Annotated in this window: 25 protein-coding genes; 10 read left to right on the top strand and 15 right to left on the bottom strand. The window is 55.8% G+C overall.

Going from position 1 to position 21,905, the window contains the following annotated elements:
* Positions 1–76: 76 nt before the first annotated feature.
* Positions 77–736 carry an O-methyltransferase gene (locus HV157_RS02375; protein WP_032681065.1) on the top strand — a complete coding sequence of 220 codons (660 nt, stop codon included), beginning with the start codon at positions 77–79 and terminating at the stop codon, positions 734–736.
* Positions 737–779: 43 nt separating this feature from the next.
* On the opposite strand, the gene hrpA is transcribed toward HV157_RS02375, so the two are convergent.
* Positions 780–4,682 carry an ATP-dependent RNA helicase HrpA gene (hrpA, locus tag HV157_RS02380; protein ID WP_182268558.1) on the bottom strand — a complete coding sequence of 1,301 codons (3,903 nt, stop codon included), beginning with the start codon at positions 4,680–4,682 and terminating at the stop codon, positions 780–782.
* Positions 4,683–4,887: 205 nt separating this feature from the next.
* Between hrpA and azoR the strand changes: the two genes are divergently transcribed.
* Both azoR and HV157_RS02390 read left to right on the top strand, forming a co-directional pair.
* The gene (gene azoR, locus HV157_RS02385) at positions 4,888–5,493 is read left to right on the top strand and encodes an FMN-dependent NADH-azoreductase (RefSeq protein WP_017693462.1); all 606 of its coding nucleotides are present in this window, start codon (positions 4,888–4,890) and stop codon (positions 5,491–5,493) included.
* Positions 5,494–5,589: 96 nt separating this feature from the next.
* On the top strand, positions 5,590–6,273 hold the full coding sequence (locus HV157_RS02390) for an RluA family pseudouridine synthase (protein WP_020884216.1): 684 nt from the start codon (positions 5,590–5,592) through the stop codon (positions 6,271–6,273).
* A gap of 7 nt (positions 6,274–6,280) precedes the next feature.
* On the opposite strand, the gene HV157_RS02395 is transcribed toward HV157_RS02390, so the two are convergent.
* Positions 6,281–6,820: a DUF2058 domain-containing protein gene (locus tag HV157_RS02395; protein WP_014169968.1), complete on the bottom strand. Its 540-nt coding sequence runs from the start codon at positions 6,818–6,820 to the stop codon at positions 6,281–6,283.
* Between the two features lie 171 nt (positions 6,821–6,991).
* On the opposite strand from HV157_RS02395, the gene HV157_RS02400 reads away from it, so the two are divergent.
* The gene (locus tag HV157_RS02400; protein ID WP_014169967.1) at positions 6,992–7,966 is read left to right on the top strand and encodes a DUF1852 domain-containing protein; all 975 of its coding nucleotides are present in this window, start codon (positions 6,992–6,994) and stop codon (positions 7,964–7,966) included.
* Between the two features lie 26 nt (positions 7,967–7,992).
* On the top strand, positions 7,993–9,021 hold the full coding sequence (locus tag HV157_RS02405; protein WP_182268557.1) for a methionine synthase: 1,029 nt from the start codon (positions 7,993–7,995) through the stop codon (positions 9,019–9,021).
* Between the two features lie 3 nt (positions 9,022–9,024).
* Here the strand turns inward: HV157_RS02405 and HV157_RS02410 are convergent, their stop codons facing one another.
* Entirely contained in the window at positions 9,025–9,957 is a 933-nt protein-coding gene (locus HV157_RS02410) for a LysR family transcriptional regulator (RefSeq protein WP_025204257.1), read from the bottom strand.
* A 99-nt stretch (positions 9,958–10,056) separates the two neighbouring features.
* Here HV157_RS02410 and HV157_RS02415 point away from each other — a divergent pair, with 99 nt between their 5' ends.
* Together HV157_RS02415 and HV157_RS02420 are read left to right on the top strand one after the other, a co-directional pair.
* Positions 10,057–10,491 (top strand): DMT family transporter, encoded by a 435-nt coding sequence (locus HV157_RS02415; protein ID WP_182268556.1) that lies wholly within the window; start codon positions 10,057–10,059, stop codon positions 10,489–10,491.
* Between the two features lie 4 nt (positions 10,492–10,495).
* Positions 10,496–10,966 carry a DMT family transporter gene (locus HV157_RS02420; RefSeq protein ID WP_032678109.1) on the top strand — a complete coding sequence of 157 codons (471 nt, stop codon included), beginning with the start codon at positions 10,496–10,498 and terminating at the stop codon, positions 10,964–10,966.
* 2 nt (positions 10,967–10,968) lie between these two features.
* Here the strand turns inward: HV157_RS02420 and HV157_RS02425 are convergent, their stop codons facing one another.
* Genes HV157_RS02425 through HV157_RS02460 form a run of 8 tightly spaced genes read right to left on the bottom strand, consistent with a single transcriptional unit; the run spans position 10,969 to position 16,843 of the window.
* Positions 10,969–11,496 (bottom strand): DUF3833 domain-containing protein, encoded by a 528-nt coding sequence (locus HV157_RS02425; RefSeq protein WP_182268555.1) that lies wholly within the window; start codon positions 11,494–11,496, stop codon positions 10,969–10,971.
* On the bottom strand, positions 11,493–12,017 hold the full coding sequence (locus HV157_RS02430) for a hypothetical protein (RefSeq protein WP_182378391.1): 525 nt from the start codon (positions 12,015–12,017) through the stop codon (positions 11,493–11,495). The genes HV157_RS02425 and HV157_RS02430 overlap by 4 nt, the downstream gene beginning before the upstream one ends.
* The gene (locus HV157_RS02435; RefSeq protein WP_086532548.1) at positions 12,014–12,499 is read right to left on the bottom strand and encodes a DUF2878 domain-containing protein; all 486 of its coding nucleotides are present in this window, start codon (positions 12,497–12,499) and stop codon (positions 12,014–12,016) included. The genes HV157_RS02430 and HV157_RS02435 overlap by 4 nt, the downstream gene beginning before the upstream one ends.
* Positions 12,496–13,716: a cyclopropane-fatty-acyl-phospholipid synthase family protein gene (locus HV157_RS02440; RefSeq protein WP_047744609.1), complete on the bottom strand. Its 1,221-nt coding sequence runs from the start codon at positions 13,714–13,716 to the stop codon at positions 12,496–12,498. Before HV157_RS02440 ends, HV157_RS02435 begins: the two co-directional genes overlap by 4 nt.
* On the bottom strand, positions 13,713–14,435 hold the full coding sequence (locus HV157_RS02445; RefSeq protein WP_014169958.1) for a DUF1365 domain-containing protein: 723 nt from the start codon (positions 14,433–14,435) through the stop codon (positions 13,713–13,715). Before HV157_RS02445 ends, HV157_RS02440 begins: the two co-directional genes overlap by 4 nt.
* 1 nt (position 14,436) lies before the next feature.
* Positions 14,437–15,696 carry an FAD-dependent oxidoreductase gene (locus tag HV157_RS02450; RefSeq protein WP_182268553.1) on the bottom strand — a complete coding sequence of 420 codons (1,260 nt, stop codon included), beginning with the start codon at positions 15,694–15,696 and terminating at the stop codon, positions 14,437–14,439.
* Positions 15,693–16,412: an SDR family NAD(P)-dependent oxidoreductase gene (locus HV157_RS02455; RefSeq protein ID WP_025204266.1), complete on the bottom strand. Its 720-nt coding sequence runs from the start codon at positions 16,410–16,412 to the stop codon at positions 15,693–15,695. The genes HV157_RS02450 and HV157_RS02455 overlap by 4 nt, the downstream gene beginning before the upstream one ends.
* A complete protein-coding gene (locus HV157_RS02460) occupies positions 16,409–16,843 on the bottom strand; it encodes a nuclear transport factor 2 family protein (protein ID WP_014169955.1) in 435 nt (144 codons plus the stop codon). Before HV157_RS02460 ends, HV157_RS02455 begins: the two co-directional genes overlap by 4 nt.
* A gap of 263 nt (positions 16,844–17,106) precedes the next feature.
* Here HV157_RS02460 and HV157_RS02465 point away from each other — a divergent pair, with 263 nt between their 5' ends.
* Together HV157_RS02465 and HV157_RS02470 are read left to right on the top strand one after the other, a co-directional pair.
* Positions 17,107–17,304, top strand: a complete 198-nt coding sequence (locus tag HV157_RS02465) for a hypothetical protein (RefSeq protein ID WP_008502331.1) — start codon at positions 17,107–17,109, stop codon at positions 17,302–17,304.
* A 1-nt stretch (position 17,305) separates the two neighbouring features.
* Complete coding sequence (locus HV157_RS02470; protein ID WP_047744605.1) at positions 17,306–18,076, top strand: hypothetical protein; 771 nt, start codon at positions 17,306–17,308, stop codon at positions 18,074–18,076.
* 86 nt (positions 18,077–18,162) lie between these two features.
* On the opposite strand, the gene HV157_RS02475 is transcribed toward HV157_RS02470, so the two are convergent.
* On the bottom strand, positions 18,163–18,747 hold the full coding sequence (locus tag HV157_RS02475) for a TetR/AcrR family transcriptional regulator (RefSeq protein WP_047955565.1): 585 nt from the start codon (positions 18,745–18,747) through the stop codon (positions 18,163–18,165).
* 103 nt (positions 18,748–18,850) lie between these two features.
* On the opposite strand from HV157_RS02475, the gene HV157_RS02480 reads away from it, so the two are divergent.
* Positions 18,851–19,318 carry a DUF1348 family protein gene (locus tag HV157_RS02480; RefSeq protein ID WP_014169951.1) on the top strand — a complete coding sequence of 156 codons (468 nt, stop codon included), beginning with the start codon at positions 18,851–18,853 and terminating at the stop codon, positions 19,316–19,318.
* A gap of 111 nt (positions 19,319–19,429) precedes the next feature.
* Here HV157_RS02480 and HV157_RS02485 read toward each other — a convergent pair whose 3' ends face one another.
* The 3 genes from HV157_RS02485 to HV157_RS02495 all read right to left on the bottom strand — a co-directional run bounded on the left by HV157_RS02485 (position 19,430) and on the right by HV157_RS02495 (position 21,874).
* Positions 19,430–19,969 carry an ester cyclase gene (locus HV157_RS02485; RefSeq protein ID WP_014169950.1) on the bottom strand — a complete coding sequence of 180 codons (540 nt, stop codon included), beginning with the start codon at positions 19,967–19,969 and terminating at the stop codon, positions 19,430–19,432.
* A gap of 73 nt (positions 19,970–20,042) precedes the next feature.
* Positions 20,043–20,765, bottom strand: coding sequence for an SDR family oxidoreductase (locus tag HV157_RS02490; RefSeq protein WP_182268552.1), 723 nt, complete (start codon positions 20,763–20,765; stop codon positions 20,043–20,045).
* On the bottom strand, positions 20,762–21,874 hold the full coding sequence (locus tag HV157_RS02495) for an alkene reductase (RefSeq protein WP_153852401.1): 1,113 nt from the start codon (positions 21,872–21,874) through the stop codon (positions 20,762–20,764). The genes HV157_RS02490 and HV157_RS02495 overlap by 4 nt, the downstream gene beginning before the upstream one ends.
* Positions 21,875–21,905 lie beyond the last annotated feature (31 nt).

A 21,905-nucleotide genomic window follows, 5' to 3' on the forward strand; every position in this document is an offset into this window, starting at 1 on the left:
CAGGCCCTCTCCGGCATGGAGGGGGCGAAAACCGGATCGCAGCGCAACCCGGTGTTTGCCACTCAGGAGTCAATCTATGCAACAACAGTGGTCTGCAGTCGATAATTACATGATCTCTTCACTCATTCCCGAGGATGATATCCTCCAGCGGGTGCTGGAAAACAACCAGCGAGCTGGTTTACCCGAACACGATGTCGCAGCCAATCAGGGGCAGCTGCTGGCGCTTTTTGTCCGCATGACGCAGGCACGGCGGATCCTTGAAATCGGCACGCTGGGCGCCTACAGCACTATCTGGATGGCGCGTGCGCTGCCACCTGACGGGAAGTTGATCACCCTCGAAGCGGACCCCATCCATGCCCGTGTTGCACGGCAGAATATCCAGCTGGCGGGGCTCAGCGATCGGATTGAGCTCATTGAAGGCCCGGCGCTGCACTCTCTTGAACACGTCGGTGATGTTCCACCGTTCGACCTGATCTTTATTGATGCCGATAAGCCAAACAATCCGGGGTATCTGGAGTGGGCACTGTACTACTCACGCCCGGGAACGCTGATCGTCGGGGATAATGTGGTTCGTGACGGCGAAGTGATTAACGCGCAAAGTGACGATGCCCGCGTACAGGGCGTCAGACGATTTATTGAGATGATCGGGGATAACCCGCGCCTGACGGCGACCGCGCTACAAACGGTGGGCAGTAAAGGATGGGATGGCTTTACCCTGGCCGTGGTGAATCGCTAAACGCAGATGCCCTCTCTCACAGAGAGAGGGCGAACACCCGACGTTACGCCGAAATCTGCTCCATTGCCTGCAAAATACGTTTATCCGAAATGGGATACGGCGTTCCGAGCTGCTGGGCAAAGAAGCTGACGCGCAGCTCTTCGATCATCCAGCGGATCGCCTGCACGTCTTCATCGTCACGGCGCGCCGGCGGCAATTTGTTGAGCCACTGCTGCCATGCCTTCTGCACGCTTTCCACTTTCAGCATCTGCGCGCGGTCACGATGCGGATCGATAGCCATTTTCTCCAGACGTTTTTCGATCGCCTGCAGATAACGCAACGTATCGCCAAGGCGTTTGAAGCCGTTGCCGGTAACGAATCCACGGTACACTAACCCGGCCATCTGCGCTTTCACGTCCGACAGCCCCAGCGCCATGGTCATATCCACGCGCCCTTTCAGGCGTTTGTTGATATTGAACACGGTGGTGAGGATCTGCTCGACCTGTTTCGCAATGTCCACCACGGTGTCGTTCAGTTCTGCCCTGACTTTCTCATGCAGTACCGCAAACTCCGCTTCTGACCAGACCGGACCGCCCGCCTCGTGAATAAGCTTGTCCACGCCACAGGAGATGCAGTCGTCAATCAGATCCAGCACTTTACCGTACGGGTTAAAGTAGAGGCCAAGCTTGGCTTTGTTCGGTAACTTCTCGTGCAGATATTTAATCGGTGACGGAATATTAAGCAGCAGCAAACGACGCAGACCACGCCACATCATCTGCTGTTGTTCCTGTGGATTATCAAAGAGTTTGATGGCCACGCTGTCACGCTCATCCACCAGTGCAGGCCAGGCCTTCACCCTGTAGTTGCCGCGTTTTTGCTCATAGCTTTCCGGAAGCGCGCCAAAGCTCCAGATGTGCAATCCGCTCTGCTCGATACCGTCATCAGCCACCGCAGAAAGCGTCTCCTGGACTTTGCCTTTCAGCGCCTCTTTCAGTTCGGTCAGCGATCGGCCTTCCTGCAGCTTTTTGTTTTTGTCGTCCACCACGCGGAAGCTGATTTTCAGGTGATCGGGCACCTGATCCCAGTGCCAGTCGTCGCGGTCGACGGTTACGCCCGTCATGCGCCTGAGCTCACGCTCCAGCGAATCCAGCAGCGGCAACTCCAGCGGCGTTACGCGGCCTAAAAACGCTTCGGCATAGTTTGGCGCAGGCACAAAGTTACGACGCACCGGTTTTGGCAGCGATTTGATCAGCGCAATCACCAGCTCGCGACGCAGCCCCGGAATTTGCCACTCGAATCCGCTCTCTTCGACCTGGTTTAACAGCGGTAGCGGAATGTGTACGGTGACGCCATCCGCATCCGCGCCCGGCTCAAACTGATAGGTCAGACGCAGCTTGAGAGAGCCCTGATGCCAGAAGTTCGGGTAATCGAGTTTGCTGACCGACTCCGCTCCCTCTTTGATCAACATGCTCTTTTCAAAGTTGAGCAGGTCCGGGGTCTCTTTGCTGGCCTTCTTCCACCAGCTGTCGAAGTGGCGGGCAGAAATCACATCGTGGCTGATACGCTGGTCGTAAAACTCAAACAGCGCCTCGTCGTCGACCAGAATGTCGCGGCGACGGGATTTATGCTCAAGCTCTTCCACTTCGGCACGCAGTTTGAGGTTTTCACGGAAGAACGCATGACGCGTCTGCCAGTCGCCCTCCACCAGCGCGTGACGAATAAACAACTCGCGGCACAACGCGGGGTCTATCTGGCTGTAGTTAACCTTGCGCGCGCCAACCACCGGCAAACCGTAAACGGTCACTTTTTCGGTCGCCATCACCGCGCCCTGCGCGCGCTCCCAGTGCGGTTCACTGTATGAGCGCTTCAGCAGGTGCTGGGCAACAGGTTCAACCCATTCGGGATCAATGCGCGCCGCAATGCGGCCCCACAGGCGGCTGGTTTCCACCAGTTCGGCCACCATGGTCCATTTAGGCGGTTTCTTGAATAAACCGGACCCCGGGAAGATGGAGAAACGGGCGTTACGCGCCCCGGTATACTCCTGCTTGTCGGCATCCTTCATCCCGATATGGGAGAGCAGCCCGGTCAGCAACGCAATGTGAATTTCGCGGTACTCCGCCGGTTCACTGTTAACCGGAATGCCCAGCTCTTTCACCACCTGACGCAGCTGCGTGTAGATATCCTGCCACTCGCGCACGCGCAGATAATTGAGGAAATCGACGCGGCACTGGCGGCGGAACTGGTTCGACGACAGCGCTTTCTGCTGCTCGCCGAGGTAGTTCCACAGGTTCACAAAGGCGAGGAAGTCGGACTCTTTATCGTGGAACCGACGGTGTTTTTCATCAGACGCCTGCTGCTTGTCCATCGGACGCTCGCGCGGATCCTGAATCGAGAGCGCGGAGGTAATGATCATTGCTTCACGCACACAGCCGTGTTTCTGTGCTTCCAGCACCATGCGCGCCAGACGCGGGTCAACCGGCAGCTGGCTGAGCTGACGGCCCAGCGGCGTCAGTTTGTAGGCGCTAGCCTGCTCGTCGGTGGTGATGGCACCCAGCTCTTCCAGCAGGCGCACGCCGTCCTGAATATTGCGCTTGTCCGGCGCTTCGACAAACGGGAACGCGGCGATGTCGCCAAGCCCTAGCGCAGTCATCTGCAGGATGACCGACGCCAGGTTGGTGCGCAGAATTTCCGGGTCGGTAAACTCCGGGCGCGACAGGAAATCGTCCTCGGAATAGAGGCGAATACAGATCCCTTCCGACACACGGCCGCAGCGGCCTTTACGCTGATTAGCGGAAGCCTGAGAAACCGGCTCAATTGGCAGGCGCTGCACTTTGGTGCGGTAGCTGTAGCGGCTGATACGCGCCGTACCCGGGTCAATCACATATTTGATGCCCGGCACGGTAAGCGAGGTTTCCGCCACGTTGGTGGCCAGCACAATACGACGTCCGCTGTGCGGCTGGAACACGCGGTTTTGTTCGCTGTTAGACAGGCGCGCATACAGCGGCAGAATTTCGGTATGGCGAAGATCGCGCTTGCTGAGGGCGTCAGCGGTATCGCGAATTTCCCGTTCGCCGCTCAGGAAAATCAGAATGTCGCCCGCGCTTTCATTTCCCAGCTCGTCGACGGCATCAAAGATGGCCTGCAGCTGGTCGCGCTCGGTATCGTCCGCGTCTTCCACTATCGGGCGATAGCGCACCTCCACCGGATACGTTCGGCCAGAGACCTCGATAATCGGCGCATTGTTGAAATGCTTTGAGAAACGCTCCGGATCGATGGTGGCGGAGGTGATGATAATTTTCAGGTCCGGGCGACGCGGTAACAGTTCTTTCAGATACCCGAGCAGTAAGTCGATATTCAGGCTGCGTTCGTGCGCTTCATCGATAATGATTGTGTCGTACTGCATCAGCAGACGATCCTGCTGGATTTCCGCCAGCAGAATACCGTCAGTCATCAGTTTGACCATGGTGTTATCGCTAACGTGGTCGCTGAATCGCACCTTATACCCAATGCAGCCGCCGGGCTGCGTTTGCAGCTCTTCGGCAATACGGTTCGCCACGGTACGCGCCGCCAGACGACGCGGCTGGGTGTGACCAATCAGCCCTTTCACCCCACTCCCCAGCTCCATACAAATTTTCGGCAGCTGAGTGGTTTTCCCTGAACCGGTCTCCCCTGCGACAATCACCACCTGGTGGTCGCGCACGGCGTCAAGAATGTCCTGTTTTTTCTGACTGACCGGCAGGTTTTCCGGGTAGGTAATCTCCGGACGTGCGGCTTCGCGCAGCACGACTTTCCCTGCCGCCTGTTCAATCTCTTTGGCCATCTCCTGATAAATGGCCTGTTGTGCATCAGGATTTTTAACCTTCTTCACCCCGTGCAGACGGCGGGCGAACCGCTGTTTATCACGCAGCATCAGTGAATCAAGCTGTTGCAGGAGCATCGGGAAGGTTAATTTTTGTTGTTCTGTCATAGCGTTAACGGGCAGTGCACTGCCGGGTAAAATCTCTTTTTAATGATTGCTATAGAGTATCACATTGGCGCTTTGAGTGCCTTATTCAAAAAATTCGAACATAGACTTCGATATATTGCGCTATCCCTGCGACAGGATTGTGAATAGAGTGTCAACAAGCAACGGGGCAACCCCCTTCAATCAAATGCAAAAACAGGAATCACCCATGAGCAAAGTATTAGTATTGAAATCCAGTATTCTGGCAGGGTACTCACAGTCTGGTCAGCTCTCTGACTACTTCGTTGAACAGTGGCGTGAACAGCATTCTGCTGATGAAATCACCGTGCGTGACCTGGCTGCAAACCCGATTCCTGTGCTGGATGGCGAACTGGTTGGCGCGCTGCGTCCAAGCGACGCTCCCCTGACGCCACGTCAGCAGGAAGCCCTGGCCCTCTCTGACGAGCTGATTGCTGAACTGCAGGCGCACGACGTTATCGTGATCAACGCGCCAATGTACAACTTCAACATCCCTACTCAGTTGAAGAACTACTTCGACCTGGTTGCCCGTGCCGGCGTAACCTTCCGTTACACTGAAAACGGTCCTGAAGGTCTGGTGAAAGGTAAGCGTGCGATTGTACTGACCAGCCGTGGTGGTATTCACAAAGACACCCCAACTGACCTGGTTGCACCGTACCTGACTCTGTTCCTGGGCTTCATCGGTATCACCGACGTGAATTTCGTGTTTGCTGAAGGTATTGCCTACGGCCCGGAAGTTGCGACCAAAGCGCAGACCGACGCGAAAGCCGCTATCGACAGCCTCGTAGCCGCTTAATCATCCCCCTCTCACCGCCTGGTGGGAGGGTTTCTTTCTGTCCCCGCCGCTAAAAATTCGCTATCATCCGCACCCACTCTTCTGTCGGGCCGTCTGATGTCTGCGATTATAGATTCTTTTATTGCCCCACCGTGTCACGACGAGATCGAGATCCTCTGGCAGGACGAACATCTGGTCCTGATTAATAAGCCTTCCGGTCTGCTCAGCCTTTCAGGCAAAAATCCGCAAAACCGCGATTCCGTGCATTATCGACTGGTACAGACGTTTCCCGGCTGCACGCTGGTGCATCGTCTGGATTTCGGTACATCCGGGCTGATGGTGATTGCGCGCAATAAAGCGATTAACGCCGCTCTCTGTCACCAGTTCAGCCAGCGCGCCGTGCGAAAGGTATACAGCGCCCTGCTTTGCGGGCATGTGGAAAACGACGAGGGAGTGATTGATGCCCCGATTGCTAAAGATCCGGCGCTGTTCCCGCTGATGTCGATTTGTGCGATTACCGGCAAGCCCGCACGCTCACGCTATCAGGTGATGGACCGGTTTTATGATGCGGCACTGCCGTTGACGCGGGTCAGACTGACCCCGGAGACCGGGCGAACCCACCAGCTGCGTATTCACTGCCAGCAGTTGGGCTACCCTATTTTAGGCTGCGATCTGTATGGTGGTCTTGCACTGCCGGGCACCGAACAGATACCGCGGCTGATGCTGCACGCCAGCGAGCTGGATTTTGTGCATCCGGTGAGCGCAGAGGCAATTAACGCCCGTCACGCCGCACCGTTTTAAGCGCTGCTTACCACATCAAATCGTCAGGAATTTTGAAATCTGCGTACGGATCGTCTTCATCCTGCTCTTCCTGACTCAGGGCGCTGTTTAACACGATACTCTCGGCATCGCGCTGGGCGATTTTATCGGCCACCACTGCCGGGATAATCGCATAGTCGCAGTCGCCATTGGCATTAATCACCAGACGCGCAATCGCCAGGCGGCCATTGATCAGCTGGGCCTGCGTCTGCTTGTCGACCTCGATTTTTTTGATGAGATTGCCGTCGGTAAAGTTAAAGGCGATGGTGCCTCTGGTCACGGTGATGCGGTTCATTTCGATCAGCTGCTTGACCTGCGCTTTAAACTCTTTCGCCAGCGTCGCCTGCTTCTGCTGCTCGCTCAGCTGCTTGTCACGCTCGAGCTGCGCTTTTTTATTCTCTTCTACTGCTTCCCTTGCTTCACGGGCCTGAACGCGCGATTTCTTGGCCGTGCGCTGAACTTTAGCCATCTTTTTACTGCTGACTAAGCCTGCTTTCAGCATCTGCTCTTGTAGGGTGAGTTTTGTCATGATCGTTTCTAAACCGTATTGAAATTTTGGGGATTATACCTGGAAAGGCGCTGTTCATGAAGATGGCTCATGTTGCAGTGAAATTAAGTCACTTCCCCTCCGCCACGGGCTCAGGCATAAATTATGCATTGGTAACTTCTTAGCAACAAGAACTTAGGATGTATAACGACGATGAGTAATGCTTTTACATTTAGCCTTAAGCGTAGTTGCTTTGATGAAAATTATAACCCTTCAGAAAATACGCGTACCACCACCAACTTCGCCAACCTGGCCCGTGGCGAAAAACGCCAGCAAAACCTGCGTAATACGCTGGTGATGATGAATAACCGTTTTAACGCGTTAGCGCGCTGGGATAACCCAAAAGCCGATCGCTATGCGCTCGAACTGGACATTATTTCTGTGGATTTGCATATCGGCGCTGAGAAGCCCTTCCCTGCTATCGAAATATTGCAGACAACGATCGTTGATAAAAAGACCCATGAGCGCATCGACGGTATCGTTGGAAATAATTTCTCGTCCTATGTCCGCGATTATGATTTCAGCGTCTTGCTGCCGGAGCACAATAAAAATCAGTCCCGCTTCGCGATCCCGGATAATTTTGGTGAGCTGCACGGCACTATTTTCCGGCATTTCGTTAACTCACCTGAATACAAAGAGAACTTCAAAAAGGCACCGGTGATCTGCCTGAGCGTCTCCAGCAAAGACACCTACCGCCGCACAGGCAACCAGCACCCGGTGCTGGGCATCGAGTATCGTCCGGACGGTACATCCTTAACCGAGCAGTACTTCGGGAAAATGGGTCTGCAGGTTCGTTACTTTATGCCTGAGAATAGCGCAGCGCCGTTTGCGTTTTATTTCACCGGCGATTTATTACGGGATTACACCAACCTGGAGTTGATTAGCACCATCAGCACCATGGAGACTTTCCAGAAAATTTATCGCCCTGAAATTTACAATGCGAACTCGACCGCCGGAGAATGCTACCAGCCCGATCTGAATCATGAGGATCATTCATTAACAAAAATTGTTTATGACCGTGAAGAACGCAGCCGGCTGGCAATTGAACAGGGCAAATTTACGGAAGCGTATTTCATCAAGCCCTATAAACCTCTTCTTGAGCAATGGTCAGGTCACAACACGCTTTAATTAATCGATAATAAAGGTCTTCTACTATGAAAACATTGCTCCCGACTTCAACGGCTGGCAGTTTGCCTAAGCCAACCTGGCTTGCGCAACCCGAAACGCTCTGGTCGCCATGGAAATTGCAGGATCAGGAATTACTTGCCGGTAAACAGGATGCGCTGCGTTTATCTCTGGATGAGCAGATCCGTGCGGGCATTGATATTGTCAGCGACGGCGAACAGACTCGTCAGCACTTCGTCACCACCTTTATTGAACATCTCAGCGGCGTTGATTTTGAGAACCGCCAGACCGTGCGAATTCGTAACCGCTATGACGCGAGCGTGCCGACCGTGGTGGATGCCGTCGCGCGTCAAAAACCGGTGTTCGTTGATGACGCAAAGTATTTACGTCAGCTCACGGATAAACCGATCAAGTGGGCTCTGCCCGGCCCGATGACCATGATCGACACCCTCTATGACGCTCACTATAAAAGCCGCGAAAAGCTGGCCTGGGAATTTGCCAAAATTCTCAACCAGGAAGCGAGGGAGTTAGAAGCGGCAGGCGTTGATATCATCCAGTTTGATGAACCGGCCTTTAACGTGTTTTTTGATGAGGTGAACGACTGGGGTATTGCCGCGCTGGAACGCGCCATCGAAGGTTTGCGCTGCCAGACCGCGGTCCATATCTGCTACGGGTATGGCATCAAAGCCAATACCGACTGGAAAAAAACGCTCGGTTCAGAATGGCGGCAGTATGAAGAAGCCTTCCCTAAACTGCAGACGTCCAATATCGACATCATCTCGCTGGAGTGCCACAACTCCCGCGTACCGATGGACCTGCTGGAACTGATCCGCGGCAAAAAGGTGATGGTGGGTGCCATTGACGTGGCGACCAATACCATTGAGACGCCGGAGGAAGTGGCCGATACGCTGCGTAAAGCGCTGCAGTTTGTCGATGCCGACAAGCTGTGGCCATCAACGAACTGCGGGATGGCCCCGCTCTCACGTCAGGTTGCCAACGGAAAGCTCAACGCCCTGAGCGCCGGCGCCAACATTATCCGTAAAGAACTCGGCGCGTAATCGCTACGTCTGCCAGTAAGGCGGGGTGCCGAAAAGCGCCACGTAATGATCAATCACCGCCCTGACGTTCAGGGGCGGGTGACGGGCGTGAGGATAGATCGCCGCAATGTTCAGCGGCTCGGTATTTATGGCGCACTCCCGTTCCGCGAGGAGTGCGACCAGTTCCCCCTTCTGCAGTCTGTCGCCAATCAGCCAGTCCGGAAACAGCACGATCCCCATCCCGCCCAGCGCGGCAATGAGCAGCGACTCCGCATTATTGGAGGTCATCAGCGGCACCACGGGGTAATGCACCCAGGCGTCCCCCTGACCTCGCACCAGCCAGCGATTGGGACCTGACGACCCGCGGTAGACCAGGCACCGATGGCGACTGAGGTCATCCGGCCCGTCTGGCACACCGTGTTTTCGCAAATAGTCCGGCGACGCGGCCAGATGGTAACGCTGCTGGCCAAAAACCCGCGCGTGAAAGGTTGAATCCGTCAGCATCCCGATGCGAAAGATAACGTCGGCGGCATCTTTATGCGGGTCGATAAAGTCATCGGTCAGCGTCAGTTCTATATTCAGCCGGGGATACCGCGCCGCCAGTGCAGGCAGGCCAGGGGCAACGTGTCGCTGCCCAAAGTACACCGGGCCATTAATGCGCAGCGTGCCGGAAGGCTCCGTCGAACGCTCATCCAGCTCCCGACGCGCCTCCTCCAGGCTTTCCACCATCGCTCTGGCGTAGCGGATAAAAAGGTGGCCGCTTTCCGTTGGGATCACCGCCCGGGTATTACGATAGAAAAGTTGCTGGCCGAGCGCGTCCTCAAGCTGATGGATAACGCGTGAAACCTGCGAGGCAGACATCCCCTCCCGCCGGGCGACCACAGAAAAGTTTTGCGCTTCGTAAACCGCAATAAAAACCCGCAGCGAGCGGATGTTCATATTTCCGGCATCAACCATTAGTGCATTTCCTGCAAAGGTGTTTCCTGCATTATGGCATTTTTCTCATCGATGTTCAGGGCTAGTCTGTTTCGCCTTCAGAACGTAGAGATAATGAATATGCAATGGATGTTAATTTTACTGGTTATTCTCGGCGGCATGGGCCTCTCCATAGAGGCTGGCTTGCTGGGGCCACTGGGTGGGGAAGTCGGCGATTTATGGGCCACGTTCAGTATTTTCGGTACAGGTGCCGCGCTGACGTTTCTGCTGATGCTGTTTTTCAGCCCGCGTAACAGCCCGTCGTTTTTCGCGCAGCCCGCATGGCAACTGCTCGGCGGCGTACTCGGGCCCGTTTACGTCGTCATTTTGACCCTCGCCACGCCGGCCATCGGCATTGCCCTGACGATGATTGGCATTCTGGCAGGTCAGGTCTTTAAGAGTCTTATCATTGACCACTATGGGTTGCTGGGCACCACGCCCAGAAAGATTAACGGTAAACGCATCATCGCGCTGCTTTTCATCATTGCCGCGCTGGTTCTGGTTGCACAGGGGTAACAAAATGACACTGATTATGATTATGTTGGCAGTGTGTGGCGGTGCGACGCTGAGCATCCAGGCCGCCATCAACGGACAGCTGGGAAGCAGCGTGGGCGTCTTTAAAAGCGCGTTTCTGACGTTTTCCGTTGGTGCGCTGGTCACCGCCCTGCTGATCTTCTTCTTTGAACCCAAACAGGCCGTTACCCTGATGGACGTGCCCAAATGGCAGCTGCTCGGTGCCCTGTTCGGCGTGCCCTACATTGTGATAATGGTACTGGCGGTACAACGTATCGGTACCGCCGTTGCCACGGTCGCGGTGATCTTCGGCCAGCTCACCATGAGCATGTTGATTGACAGCTTTGGCTGGCTGGGTAACGCCGTCATTCCGTTTTCGCTAAGCCGTCTCGGGGCCATCGTCTGCCTGGCCATTGCGCTGATCTTCATCTACCTCAGCAGCAAAACCCCAGCCGAACCGGCGCCCGGGCGCGAGTAACGTCACGCCTTGCGGGTAAAGAACAGCGTCACCGTGGCGACGGTGACGCCCAGTTTCTTCAGCTCTGTTTTATTGAACAGATGGGTTTCATCCTGCAGGTACATCCAGTCGTCAAAGTGCAGCAGCCAGGTGCTGCCATTGGCTTTCACCTGCATACTGTAATGCCAGTTGAAGGCGTTTCCCGCCGCCTGCCCGGTTGCCACCCCTTCGATATCCCCTGCCGTGCCTTCGTAGCGCTCGCCACCCATCCGTCGGATATGCCATACCCGCTGCTGCTTTTCGCCGTCGTCATAGACGAAATGTTCATTGAGCGTCAGCGTATCGCCGATAACGTCCCCGGCAATCTCAACGTGAAACCGGCGCAACTGTTTACCGCTGCGATCCTGCACCATGCCCCACGCTTCGGTTTTCCCCTGAAAATAGCGGAAGATATCCAGCTTCGGCTGCTGCTGACGGTATTCCGTCACCTCTGTACTGCAGCCGGCCAGCAGCATCGTTACCGCCAGCGCGATGACCAGAATACGCTTCATTGTTGCCCTCCTGTCAGCTGCTGACGCAGCGCGGGATATTGCGTGCGGGGACTGAGCCAGATTGCCAGAAAGCGCGTGCTGAACGCGGCGGACTGACGTGGTCCCAGCGGAATAAAGGCTTTCTGCGTCGCCGAAGCGCGGTACCAGAACTGCCCCTGCCTGTCGGTGACCACAAACGCCAGCTGGCTGCCCGGCCCAACATCGGGCCAGAGCGACTGGAGCATACGCAGCCAGGCTTCGCTTTGGGGCTCCTGCTCGAGGATCCCCTGCGCCTGCCACTGATCGCGCGTTGCCTCAACCAGGTCGTCACGGTCGATTTCAGGCGCGTAAGTGATGATCAGCGCCCGATCCCCGTTCTCCCCGCTGTAACGCCCCTCCGGCGTGCGAAGCTGTGAGGTATAGACGGTGAACGGCCCCCAGGTCAGCGTGGCGTCACCGACCTTGCGCCAGGTCAGCCAGTCGGCAGCCTGAGCCACGGGGGACAGGATTATCAGTAAGAGAAGCAGTGCCACAGCTCTCATTTTTGTCTCCCCACCAGCAGATGGAAAAACAGCATCAATACCAGCCAGCCCGGTGCCATCCAGCTGATGACAATAAAGGTCGGCTCCACAAAAGTAATGGCGCCAAGCCGTTCACCAATCAGATAGGCGACAGGCCCACCCACGGTTGCCAGCAGGGTCAGCAGCCAGCCGGGTAATGTTGTTGTGCGCGTCAGCTGAGTCCAGACGGTGGCGAACATCAGCCACAGTGCCACCATCCACAGCGGCATCAGTGACTCTCCCGTAAACGCAATCAGGCCCGTCAACGCCCAGAGCGCATCCAGCAGGCTCCCTGCCGCGGCCAGCGCAATGGCGTAAAGTCGGTACGCGGACGGCAACAGCAGGCAGGCCACGACCGCCAGCACGATCCAGATAATCAGGCCCTGCTCGCGAAAGAGCACCACCAGCGCCCAGTAAAAATCGAACGCGATAGCCAGCAGAAAGACCTGCAAATAATGTTTCATACGCGCTCGGCGGTCAGCTGCACCACGCTGATGGTGCGGGCGTTAAACCCGGCTTCGCAGTAGCCGAGGTAGTACAGCCACATCCGACGAAACCGCTCATCGAACCCAAGCTTTTCAATCTCCTGCCATGCATGCACGAAGCGCTGGCGCCAGAGAGCCAGCGTGCGGGCATAGTCGGGCCCCATATCAAAGAGATTGCGCATCACGAAATCGGTGTGGCGCGTCATAAGCTCATTCATGGCGGTGATGCTTGGTAAAAAACCGCCGGGAAAAATGTAGCGCTGGATAAAATCGACGCTTTTGCTGTAGTCGCGATAGCGCTGGTCCTGAATGGTGATGGCCTGTATTGCCATACGACCTCCCGGTCGCAGCCTGGCCTGACAGGTGCGGAAGAAGGTTGGCAGATAGCGCTGCCCCACGGCCTCAATCATCTCTATCGAGACCAGCTTGTCGTACTCCCCGGTGAGGTCGCGGTAATCGCACAGCAGTACCTCAACGCGATCCTGCAACCCGGCGCGGACAATCCGTTCTTTCGCCCAGAGATATTGCTCCTGCGACAGCGTCGTGGTGGTCACCCGACAGCCATAATGACGGGCGGCATATTCCGCCATCGCACCCCAGCCGGTGCCAATTTCCAGCAGGTGATCATTGGCGTTCAGCGCCAGTTGATCGCACAGGCGAGCCATTTTGGCCTGTTGAGCCGCCGTGAGATCCTGCTCATCTGCGGTGAACAGCGCACTGGAGTAAAGCAACTCGTTGTCCAGAAAATGGGCATAGAAGGTGTTACCCAGATCGTAATGCGCGGCAATATTTTCGCGGGCCTGGGCGCGTGAGTTTCGCCGCGTCCAGTGACGAAGCCGTTCAAGTGGCCTGCTGAACAGACGAAATCCCTTTTCCAGCCGGCCAAGCACCTGCCCGTTAAGCGCCAGGATCTCAAGCAATGGTGTGAGCTGTGTGGTTTCCCATTCGCCATCCATCCAGGCCTCAGCGGCGGCGAGGCTGCCCCCCGTTAAGACACGCCAGTACACGCCCGGGCTCAGGATCTGAACGTCCGCATGCAGCGCAGCGGATGTCTCGCCGAAATGGAACGTCTGAGCACCCTCACGCAGGGTCAGCGAGCCGCCGCGGATACCGCTTAACAGACGAAACAGCAGCCAGCGCGCGATGCGGACGTTGCGCGGGATATCGGGTTCAAGCGCAAAGACGGGATCGGTCATGAGCGTTCACTCCTGCTGACGGGATGGTTATACAGCGGCACGCGCTTGAGCCACAGCCGCAGCGCCTGCCAGTAAATAGCGAAAACGGTTTTGAGGGTCATCAGTGGAATGCGCAGCAGCAGCGACCGCAGTGCCGCCCGGGTAAGCGGCTCCCGGCGTAGCGCCAGCGTGGCGTCAAACACCTTCGCTTCCTGATGGTTTTCAATGTGCATATGCAACGAGTCGTCAGGCGGGTTAAAGCGCCAGTGGTAGACCATGTCCATCGGGTTAAAAGGGGAAACATGAAACGCTTTTTCTGTGGGACGCGCATCCTGCCCATTCACCGCGTAGTAATGACGCTCATTCCACGGGGTATTGCGAACTTCCGCCAGCACCCAGCGCAGCGTCTCCGCCCGGTCATAGCAGTAGTAAAAGTTGACCGGATTAAAATGGAATCCGAAGTAGCGCAGCTGCGTCAGGAGCATAACCCGCCCCTGCGGCCGTTCTCCGGTCAGGCTTTCAAGCCTGGTGAGGACGTTCTCTTTAAGTGGCGTGCCCAGCGGATAATCCGCATCATGGAACGAAGCGGCGGCAACGCGATTGCGACGTACCCCGACCGCGGGCAACGTCTCCAGCTCATCGAGATCGAGCCAGGCCATAAAGACGCTGTAGCGGAACTGGTGCGCTTTCGGACGGAAGCGACGATGGCGTAATACACCGTGATAGAGGCAGCTGTTCATTTCAGTTCCCCTCCCCGGCGGCTATCGCATTCACCACGTCCAGCGCACTGCGCACGCCATCTTCATGAAAGCCGTTGTACCAGTAAGCGCCGCAGAACCAGCTACGCTGGTGGCCGTTAATCTCACCGCGACGCGCCTGTGCACGCCAGCTTTTGGGGTTAAACAGCGGGTGTTCATAGACAAAGCGTTTCATAACAAAGCGTTCATCCACGGGGATGTCCGGATTAAGGGTGACGCAGAACAACGGGCTACCCGCAGGCAACCCCTGCAAAATATTCATGTTGTAGGTGACGCAGGCGCTGGCCTGATCCTGCTGGCTCAGACGGTAGTTCCAGCTCGCCCAGGCACGCTGACGTACCGGTAGCCAGCGCGGATCGCTGTGAAGCACCACCTCATTACGCTGCCAGCCGATATCGCCCAGCACGTCCTGCTCAGCCGCGCTCGGCGCGTCAAGCATCGCCAGCGCCTGCCCGGAGTGACAGGCAAAAATCACCTGATCAACGCTGTGGCTCGCGTTGTCGAGCTGGATCGTTACCCCATTCTGCTGACGAATCACCCGCTGTACCGGGGCGTTGAGGTGTAGCGTCAGACGGTCACCGAGTTTATCCAGCATGGCGCGGATGTATTCTCGCGAACCTCCGGGCACGACGTACCACTGCGGACGATGCGTCACATCCAGCAGGCCGTGATTGTCAAAGAAACGCAAAAAGAGCGGCAACGGAAAACGTTTCATCTCCTGCAACGACGATGACCAGATGGCCGCCCCCATTGGCAGAATGTAGTGACGCGCGAAAAACGGCGTAAAGCGGTGCCTGTCCAGAAACGTCTGCAGCGTCGCGTGCGGATCTGGCTCGCTCTCCAGCGCCAGTTTCGCCAGGCGATTAAAGCGGACAATCTCCCCGAGCAGCCGCCAGAACGACGGGTTCACCAGGTTTCGACGCTGGGCAAATAACGAGGTCAGGGTGTGTCCGTTGTATTCCAGCCCGGTTTGCGGGTTATGCACTGAAAAGCTCATCTGCGTCTTTTGCCCACTGATACCCAGCTCGCTCAGCAGGCCCATAAATCGTGGGTAGGTACGGTCGTTGTAGACGATAAAACCGGTATCGATGGCGAAAGTACCTTGTGGCGTCGGCACGTCAACCGTCGCGGTATGCCCGCCGGGAGTGGCCCCCGCTTCGAACAGCGTCACCTCATGATGACCGGCAAGACGCCAGGCACAGGTCAACCCGGCGATGCCGCTGCCGATAATGGCAATCTTCATGAACGCACCATCCTGCGCAGCAGTGTGCGCTGAAGAAATGCGGGAAGCCCTGAGAGCAACCGCAAGATAAGGCCAAACCCCACCGGAAACGCAATTTGCATTTTCCCTTTCGCCAGCCCGGTCCGAATGGCCTGCACGGCCTCCTCAACGCTCACCCTGCCCGGCATGGCAAAGTCATTTTTTCGCGTCAGCGGCGTATCAACGAAGCCCGGGAATACCACCGTCACGGCGACCCCTTTCGGCTCCCAGTCGAGCCGCAGACTGTCGGCAAACCAGCTCAACGCCGCTTTGGACGCGCCGTAAGCCTCTGCGCGCGGGAACGTCAGCCAGTGCGCCATGGAGCTGACCAGCACCACGCGGTTGCCTGAAACCAGCTGCGGCTGTAACGCGGCCAGACAGTTCACCGGCCCGAGGAAATTGGTGGTCATCACCCGCTCTACCAGCGCTGCATCCACCACGCCCTGCTCAAGGTATTCGCAGGTACCGGCGCAGAGAATAACCAGGTCGGCATAGCAGCCCGTCAGCGCCTGGCGACAGGCGTCCCTGTCTGTCATATCGAACAGGCGAACCGTGATAGTGGGGCTGTGCTGATGCAGGGCGTCCAGACGCGCCGGATCGCGCCCGCAGGCGATAACCGTGTGGCCGTCAGCAGCGAAGGATTTCGCCAGCCCGGCGCCGATGCCCGAGCTTGCTCCGGTAATCAGAACCGTGCTCATGCGTTCACCCTCCGCTTCACGCCGCGCACTGCCCAACCGAGCAGCGGAAGGTGTTCGTAGATCATCTCTCCGGCGTCGTAATAGTCACGCTGGCGAGTAATCAACCCATGCTCGGTCTCCACCACCGAACATCCCGGCAGGTCGAGCGGCTCGCCTCCGGCAATGCGCGGATGCGACCAGTGCATAATCCACGTGACAACGAAACGGCGGTCACCGAACAGCGGAGGATCAATGGTAAAACGGCAATTTTCAACATTGGCCAGCAGATGGGTGAAATAGCGCTGGAGCGCGAAAATCCCGTCATGCTCGCCGAACGGATCGATAAGCGTGGCATCCGAATGATAAAGCCCGACCAGCGCTGAGGGCGGCTGGCTATCCAGTGCGGTGTAGTACTCAACAAACCGACTCACGACAGAGGGCAAAGTGCTCATGGGTCACATCCTGGCGGTAAACAACGTGGCGTAATCGCATAATTAAAACTTACACAATTAACGTTACCTGTCCAAGTTTGTGTAAAACTATTTTTTATTTATATTAATTTTCAAAAAGTTACACATTTTTTGCCGATGCTTTTTTCAGAACATTTTCTGACACACCTGTTTCCCGTTTTGCTTTTCAGTTTTACCTTAAGGCGAATTTCCCCTTCTTCTTCCAGACTTATCCTTTTTAATCATAAGGATGAGGAAACCCCGCGATGAAACGTTTCTTTCTGTCACTTTTCTCCAGTCCGGAATCATTGCTCCAGGTGATGAGCCAGCAGGAAATTATCGAAGCCGTGGAGGATGGCGATCGCATCATCATCGACCAGGACGGAAACGCCTCGGTGAACTACAAGAGCAACGAGGTGCGACAGGATTTCCTGCGTCATGTTAACGCGCTGAAGAGGGCCTGATATGGGAACGGCTATCTTTATGGTGCTGATGGTCTGTGGGTACTGGTACACCAGCCGTGACCTGTCGACCCGTTTTAAAATCAAGCGATCTTTCGGCTGGGATGTCTATTTTCTCGTTGCCCTGTATGGCTGTATCTTCGTTCTGCAAGGGGTGATCGCCACGGGGCTGCTCTGGCTGTTGCTCTACGCACTTTCTGCCGCCGACAACACCTTCCACTTCACGGCGCAAACCTATGCCGACTGGCAAATAGATTTTATGAACTGGAGCTTTTTAGGTATTCAGGCGCCGGTTGTCGTCATGCTGGCCTTCGCCATCCTGTTTTGTCTTTATCGTTCTAACTGGGCAGGCAGCGCCAGGCTGGACGGTGAAGGCAGGAAGAAGCTCTACAAACGTCTCGCGCAGTCGAGCGGTATCGAACAACTGCTGTATCAGTGTATGGAGCAAGGGGAACTGGCGCAGGTGACGCTGCGCTCGAGACGGATTTATGTCGGCATGATCCACACCGCAACGCTCGAGTATGAAAAAACCGCCAATATCGTGCTGATCCCCATGCTAAGCGGCTATCGCGATGAAAAGACAATGCGGATTTGCATCGAAAATAATTACAGCAAATGGTATGCCCGCCACGACATTACTCTGGATTCAGAACCCGGAAGCGCAATGGACTTCAGAAAGGTGATCATGCTGAACCAGATCGAGAGTATTTCCCTGTTTGATCCGGCCAGTGCCAGCTCGCTGGCGATGGCGGAACGGGCAGAAGATGATGACTAAAGGCAGGAGCCTGGCATTTACTGCCAGGCTCAGCGCCAGCACTTCCATGCTAAGCGTATTTCGTCGACGGCCGATCGTGCCCCGGTTCAGGCGGCGTTTTCTGTCAGCCGTTCTACTCCCTTTTTCAATGAGCTTGTGACCTCATCCGCTGCGATCCCCATTTGCGCATGAATAATCGCACCGTCGATCAGCATCATGATTTCATTAACGGTTTTCTCATCGGTTATGCCGGTCAGGGACGCTATTTTTGCCTTTGTTTCGGTTTTATGATTGCGGCAAATATCTTTTATTTCGCGTTCATTTTCTTCAGATTTTGCTTCTGCGCTGGCATTAATAAAGGCGCACCCATGGAATAACGGCGAAATAAACCATTCATACAGCGTGTCAGATAATGCACTGGCCGGGGTTTTACCCGCAGCAAGATGTCGACGCAGCGTGCTTTCAAACCAGTCAATCCATATTCCGTGTCGATAGTGGAGATAGGCAACAATCAGTAAACTTTTTCCCGGAAAATGGCGATAAAACGTCACTTTCGTGACTTTAGCCTGCTTGATAATGGTATCCACGCCCGTTGCTTTAAATCCGCTGGAATAAAACAGATCGTGCGCGGTCAGCAAGATTTTTTCCCTCACACTGATTGTTTTATCGTTATTCAAGTTGACTCTGTTCACAGATCGACGGCCTCAATTGACAGGTTGACAGCGTTATTTTTCAGGCCTAGATTAACACCAGTAGACAGACCTGTCTACCTAATACCAACCAGAGGTAGCCGAAATGAACACACGCCCCCCTTTACCGCCTTTTACGCGTGAAAGTGCCATCGAAAAAGTCAGACTGGCAGAAGATGGCTGGAACAGTCGCGACCCGGCCAAAATCGCACTTGCCTATTCGCTGGATACCCAGTGGCGAAACCGCGCGGAGTTTGCCACTAACCGTCAGGAAGCGCAGGCATTCCTGGAGCGCAAATGGAAAAAAGAGCTGGATTATCGTCTGATCAAAGAGCTGTGGGCATTTACGGAAAACCGTATCGCCGTGCGCTATGCCTATGAATGGCATGATGATTCAGGCAACTGGTATCGCTCTTACGGTAATGAAAACTGGGAATTCGAGCCGGATGGTCTGATGAAGCGCCGCTTCGCCTGCATCAACGATATGCCGATAAAAGCGTCTGAGCGCCTGTTTCACTGGCCGCTGGGCAGACGTCCTGATGACCACCCTTCACTGAGCGACCTGGGGCTGTAGGTTTCGTCAGGATCATGCTTCGCCATTACGGGGGGTCATACGCTCCGGGTAACCTTTCGGTTACCCGGGCGGGCTTATCTTTTACACCATGAAAAAGAGGCAGACTATTATTTAAATCACACCCAATTGTTTCATCAGCGTCAGGTTATCTTCAATATGCCAGTTGGACACTATTTTACCGTTGCCGATCTCATAGATATCCGTCGCGATAAAATCCACGTTCTGACCCTGCCCCTTTATTTTGCCAAATGTCCCGCTGAAATGACCGTGGAAATGCAAATGGGACACGACACGATTACCCGTAACGATCATTTGTTCCACCTCGCAGCGTAAATCCGGCACCGCGGTGCGAAATGCCCTCGAGGCCATAATGGCGCCCTCTGGCCCCTGTTTACGGCCTTCCGGTGGGGTTTTATCCACAAAATTAACCGCCAGCGCTTCCCGCGCCAGAGACTCTTTGCCGGTATCCCAGAACGTGGCATACGTAACGGCCGCATGTTCGCTCGCCGTTAATTGCGTTTGCGACAGCGTGTTATCCACGATAAGAAGATTCGGTTTCACCCGGTCGCTCTGGGCCGAATAAGCCACGCCGGATACGCCAGCCAGAATTAACGCCAGCACAGCTGGACGTGCATATGTTGAATATTGCATAAACGCTTACAACCTGTGATTAAGTTTTCCGCCAGCATGTTCACTGCCGGAATCAATTCGGATCAACGCGGGGTCAGTTAAGTAATGCCCCGCCCTCAATATCAATCACCGAGCCCGTAACAAAGGCATTATCGATGGCAAAGAGATAGCCCTGAGCAACGTCTTCCGCTCGTCCCCACGCTTTAGCGGGCAACGTCTGTGCTGCAACAGTCAGCATTTTTTCCCGCGCAGCCGCATCCATCCCGGCGTGGGCTTCGGTATCGGTCAGACCCGGGCTGATGACGTTTACGCGACGCGGTGAAAGTTCTTTTGCCAGCACTTTTGTTGCCGCCTCGATGGCGGCGTTCATGGTGGTTTTAACTATGGCACCGGCTACCACGCGGCGTGCAACAAATCCGCTGGTCAGCGTCAGCGTACCGCGGGGCGAAATATTCCCGCTCAGATACCTGGCGACATGCATGCTGCCCCAAAATTTGGTATCAAAAGCCAGTCTCGCCGCGCCAGGGTCGAGGGTGGAAAGCGGCCCTCCCGGTGCCTGAGAGCCGGCCGTGACAATAATATTGTCAACCTCACCCAGCGTTTCGCTTAACGCGATCACCTCTGCTTCATTGCTAATATCGAGGACGAGGGTCTCAACAGAGGCGGGAGATGGACTGAGCCGCGCGCGGGCAGCGTTCAGTTTCTCTTTATTGCGTCCCGCGAGAATAATGGCGTCACCGCGCTCTGCCAGGGCACGGGCTACAGCAAAACCAATACCGGACGCGCCGCCAATAATTAACGTTTTACGGGTCATCATTTTTCCTCACACAGGTTGTAAGTGGGGTAATCGGTATACCCCACCGCTGTACCACCAAAGAGCGTGGCGGGATCGCTGACGTCATTCAGCGGCCAGTGATGCGCCAGCCGCTGTGGTAAATCGGGATTGGCAATAAACGGGCGTCCAAACGCAATCAAATCGGCATACCCTGCTGCGAGGATTTTTTCCGCCTTTTCGGGGGTATAATTTCCTGCCACGATCAGGGTGCCACGGAATGTTTCGCGCAGTTTTTTGCGAAAACTCTCCGGAACCTGTGGCGCATCATCCCAGTCGGCTTCCGCCAGGTGAATAAACGCAATGCCTCGTTGCTGGCACCAGGCCGCGAGGGCGAGAATGGCTTCGATGACCTGCGGATCGTTCATTCCCCGCTGTGTAATAAACGGCGAAAGCCGGATACCGGTACGCTCAGCGCCAATGGCCTCAGCAATGGCATCGAGCACCTCCTGCGCGAAGCGGATCCGGTTCACGAGACTGCCGCCATACTCATCCGTGCGGATGTTTGACGTGGTTCTCAGGAACTGATCAATCAGATAGCCGTTTCCGCCGTGCACCTCCACGCCATCAAATCCGGCCTGAACGGCATTGAGCGCCGCCTGTCGGTACTGTTCGACGACGAGCGCGATCTCTTTTCGCGACAGCACGCGTGGCGTCGGGCAGTCAACCATTTGACCTTCGCCATGTTCATTCACCACCCATACTTTCGCATCGGGTGCCAGCGCGGAGGGCGCGACGGGCAGTCCGTCTTCGTGAAAACGGGCATGAGACATCCGCCCCACGTGCCAGAGCTGGGAAAAAATCACCCCTCCCGCCTGATGGACCGCGCCGGTAGTGAGTTGCCACCCCGCAACCTGCTCTGGCGTATGGATCCCCGGAGTCCATGAATAGCCCTGGCCCTGAGGCGAAATCTGCGTGGCTTCGGTGATGATTAAGCCCGCGCTGGCCCGCTGTCGGTAATATTCAGCCATCAGCGTCGAGGGAATATTTCCCGGCTGAAGAGCGCGGGCACGGGTCATTGGTGCCATGACGATGCGATTTTTCAGGTTGAGATCCCCTAACCTGTAGCGTTCAAAAAGTGAGGTCTGGTTCATCTGGACGTCCCTTGTGGTTACGATGAAATCA

The organism is Enterobacter sp. RHBSTW-00318, from assembly GCF_014101375.1.
In the GTDB taxonomy this organism is placed as follows: Bacteria; Pseudomonadota; Gammaproteobacteria; order Enterobacterales; family Enterobacteriaceae; genus Enterobacter; species Enterobacter ludwigii.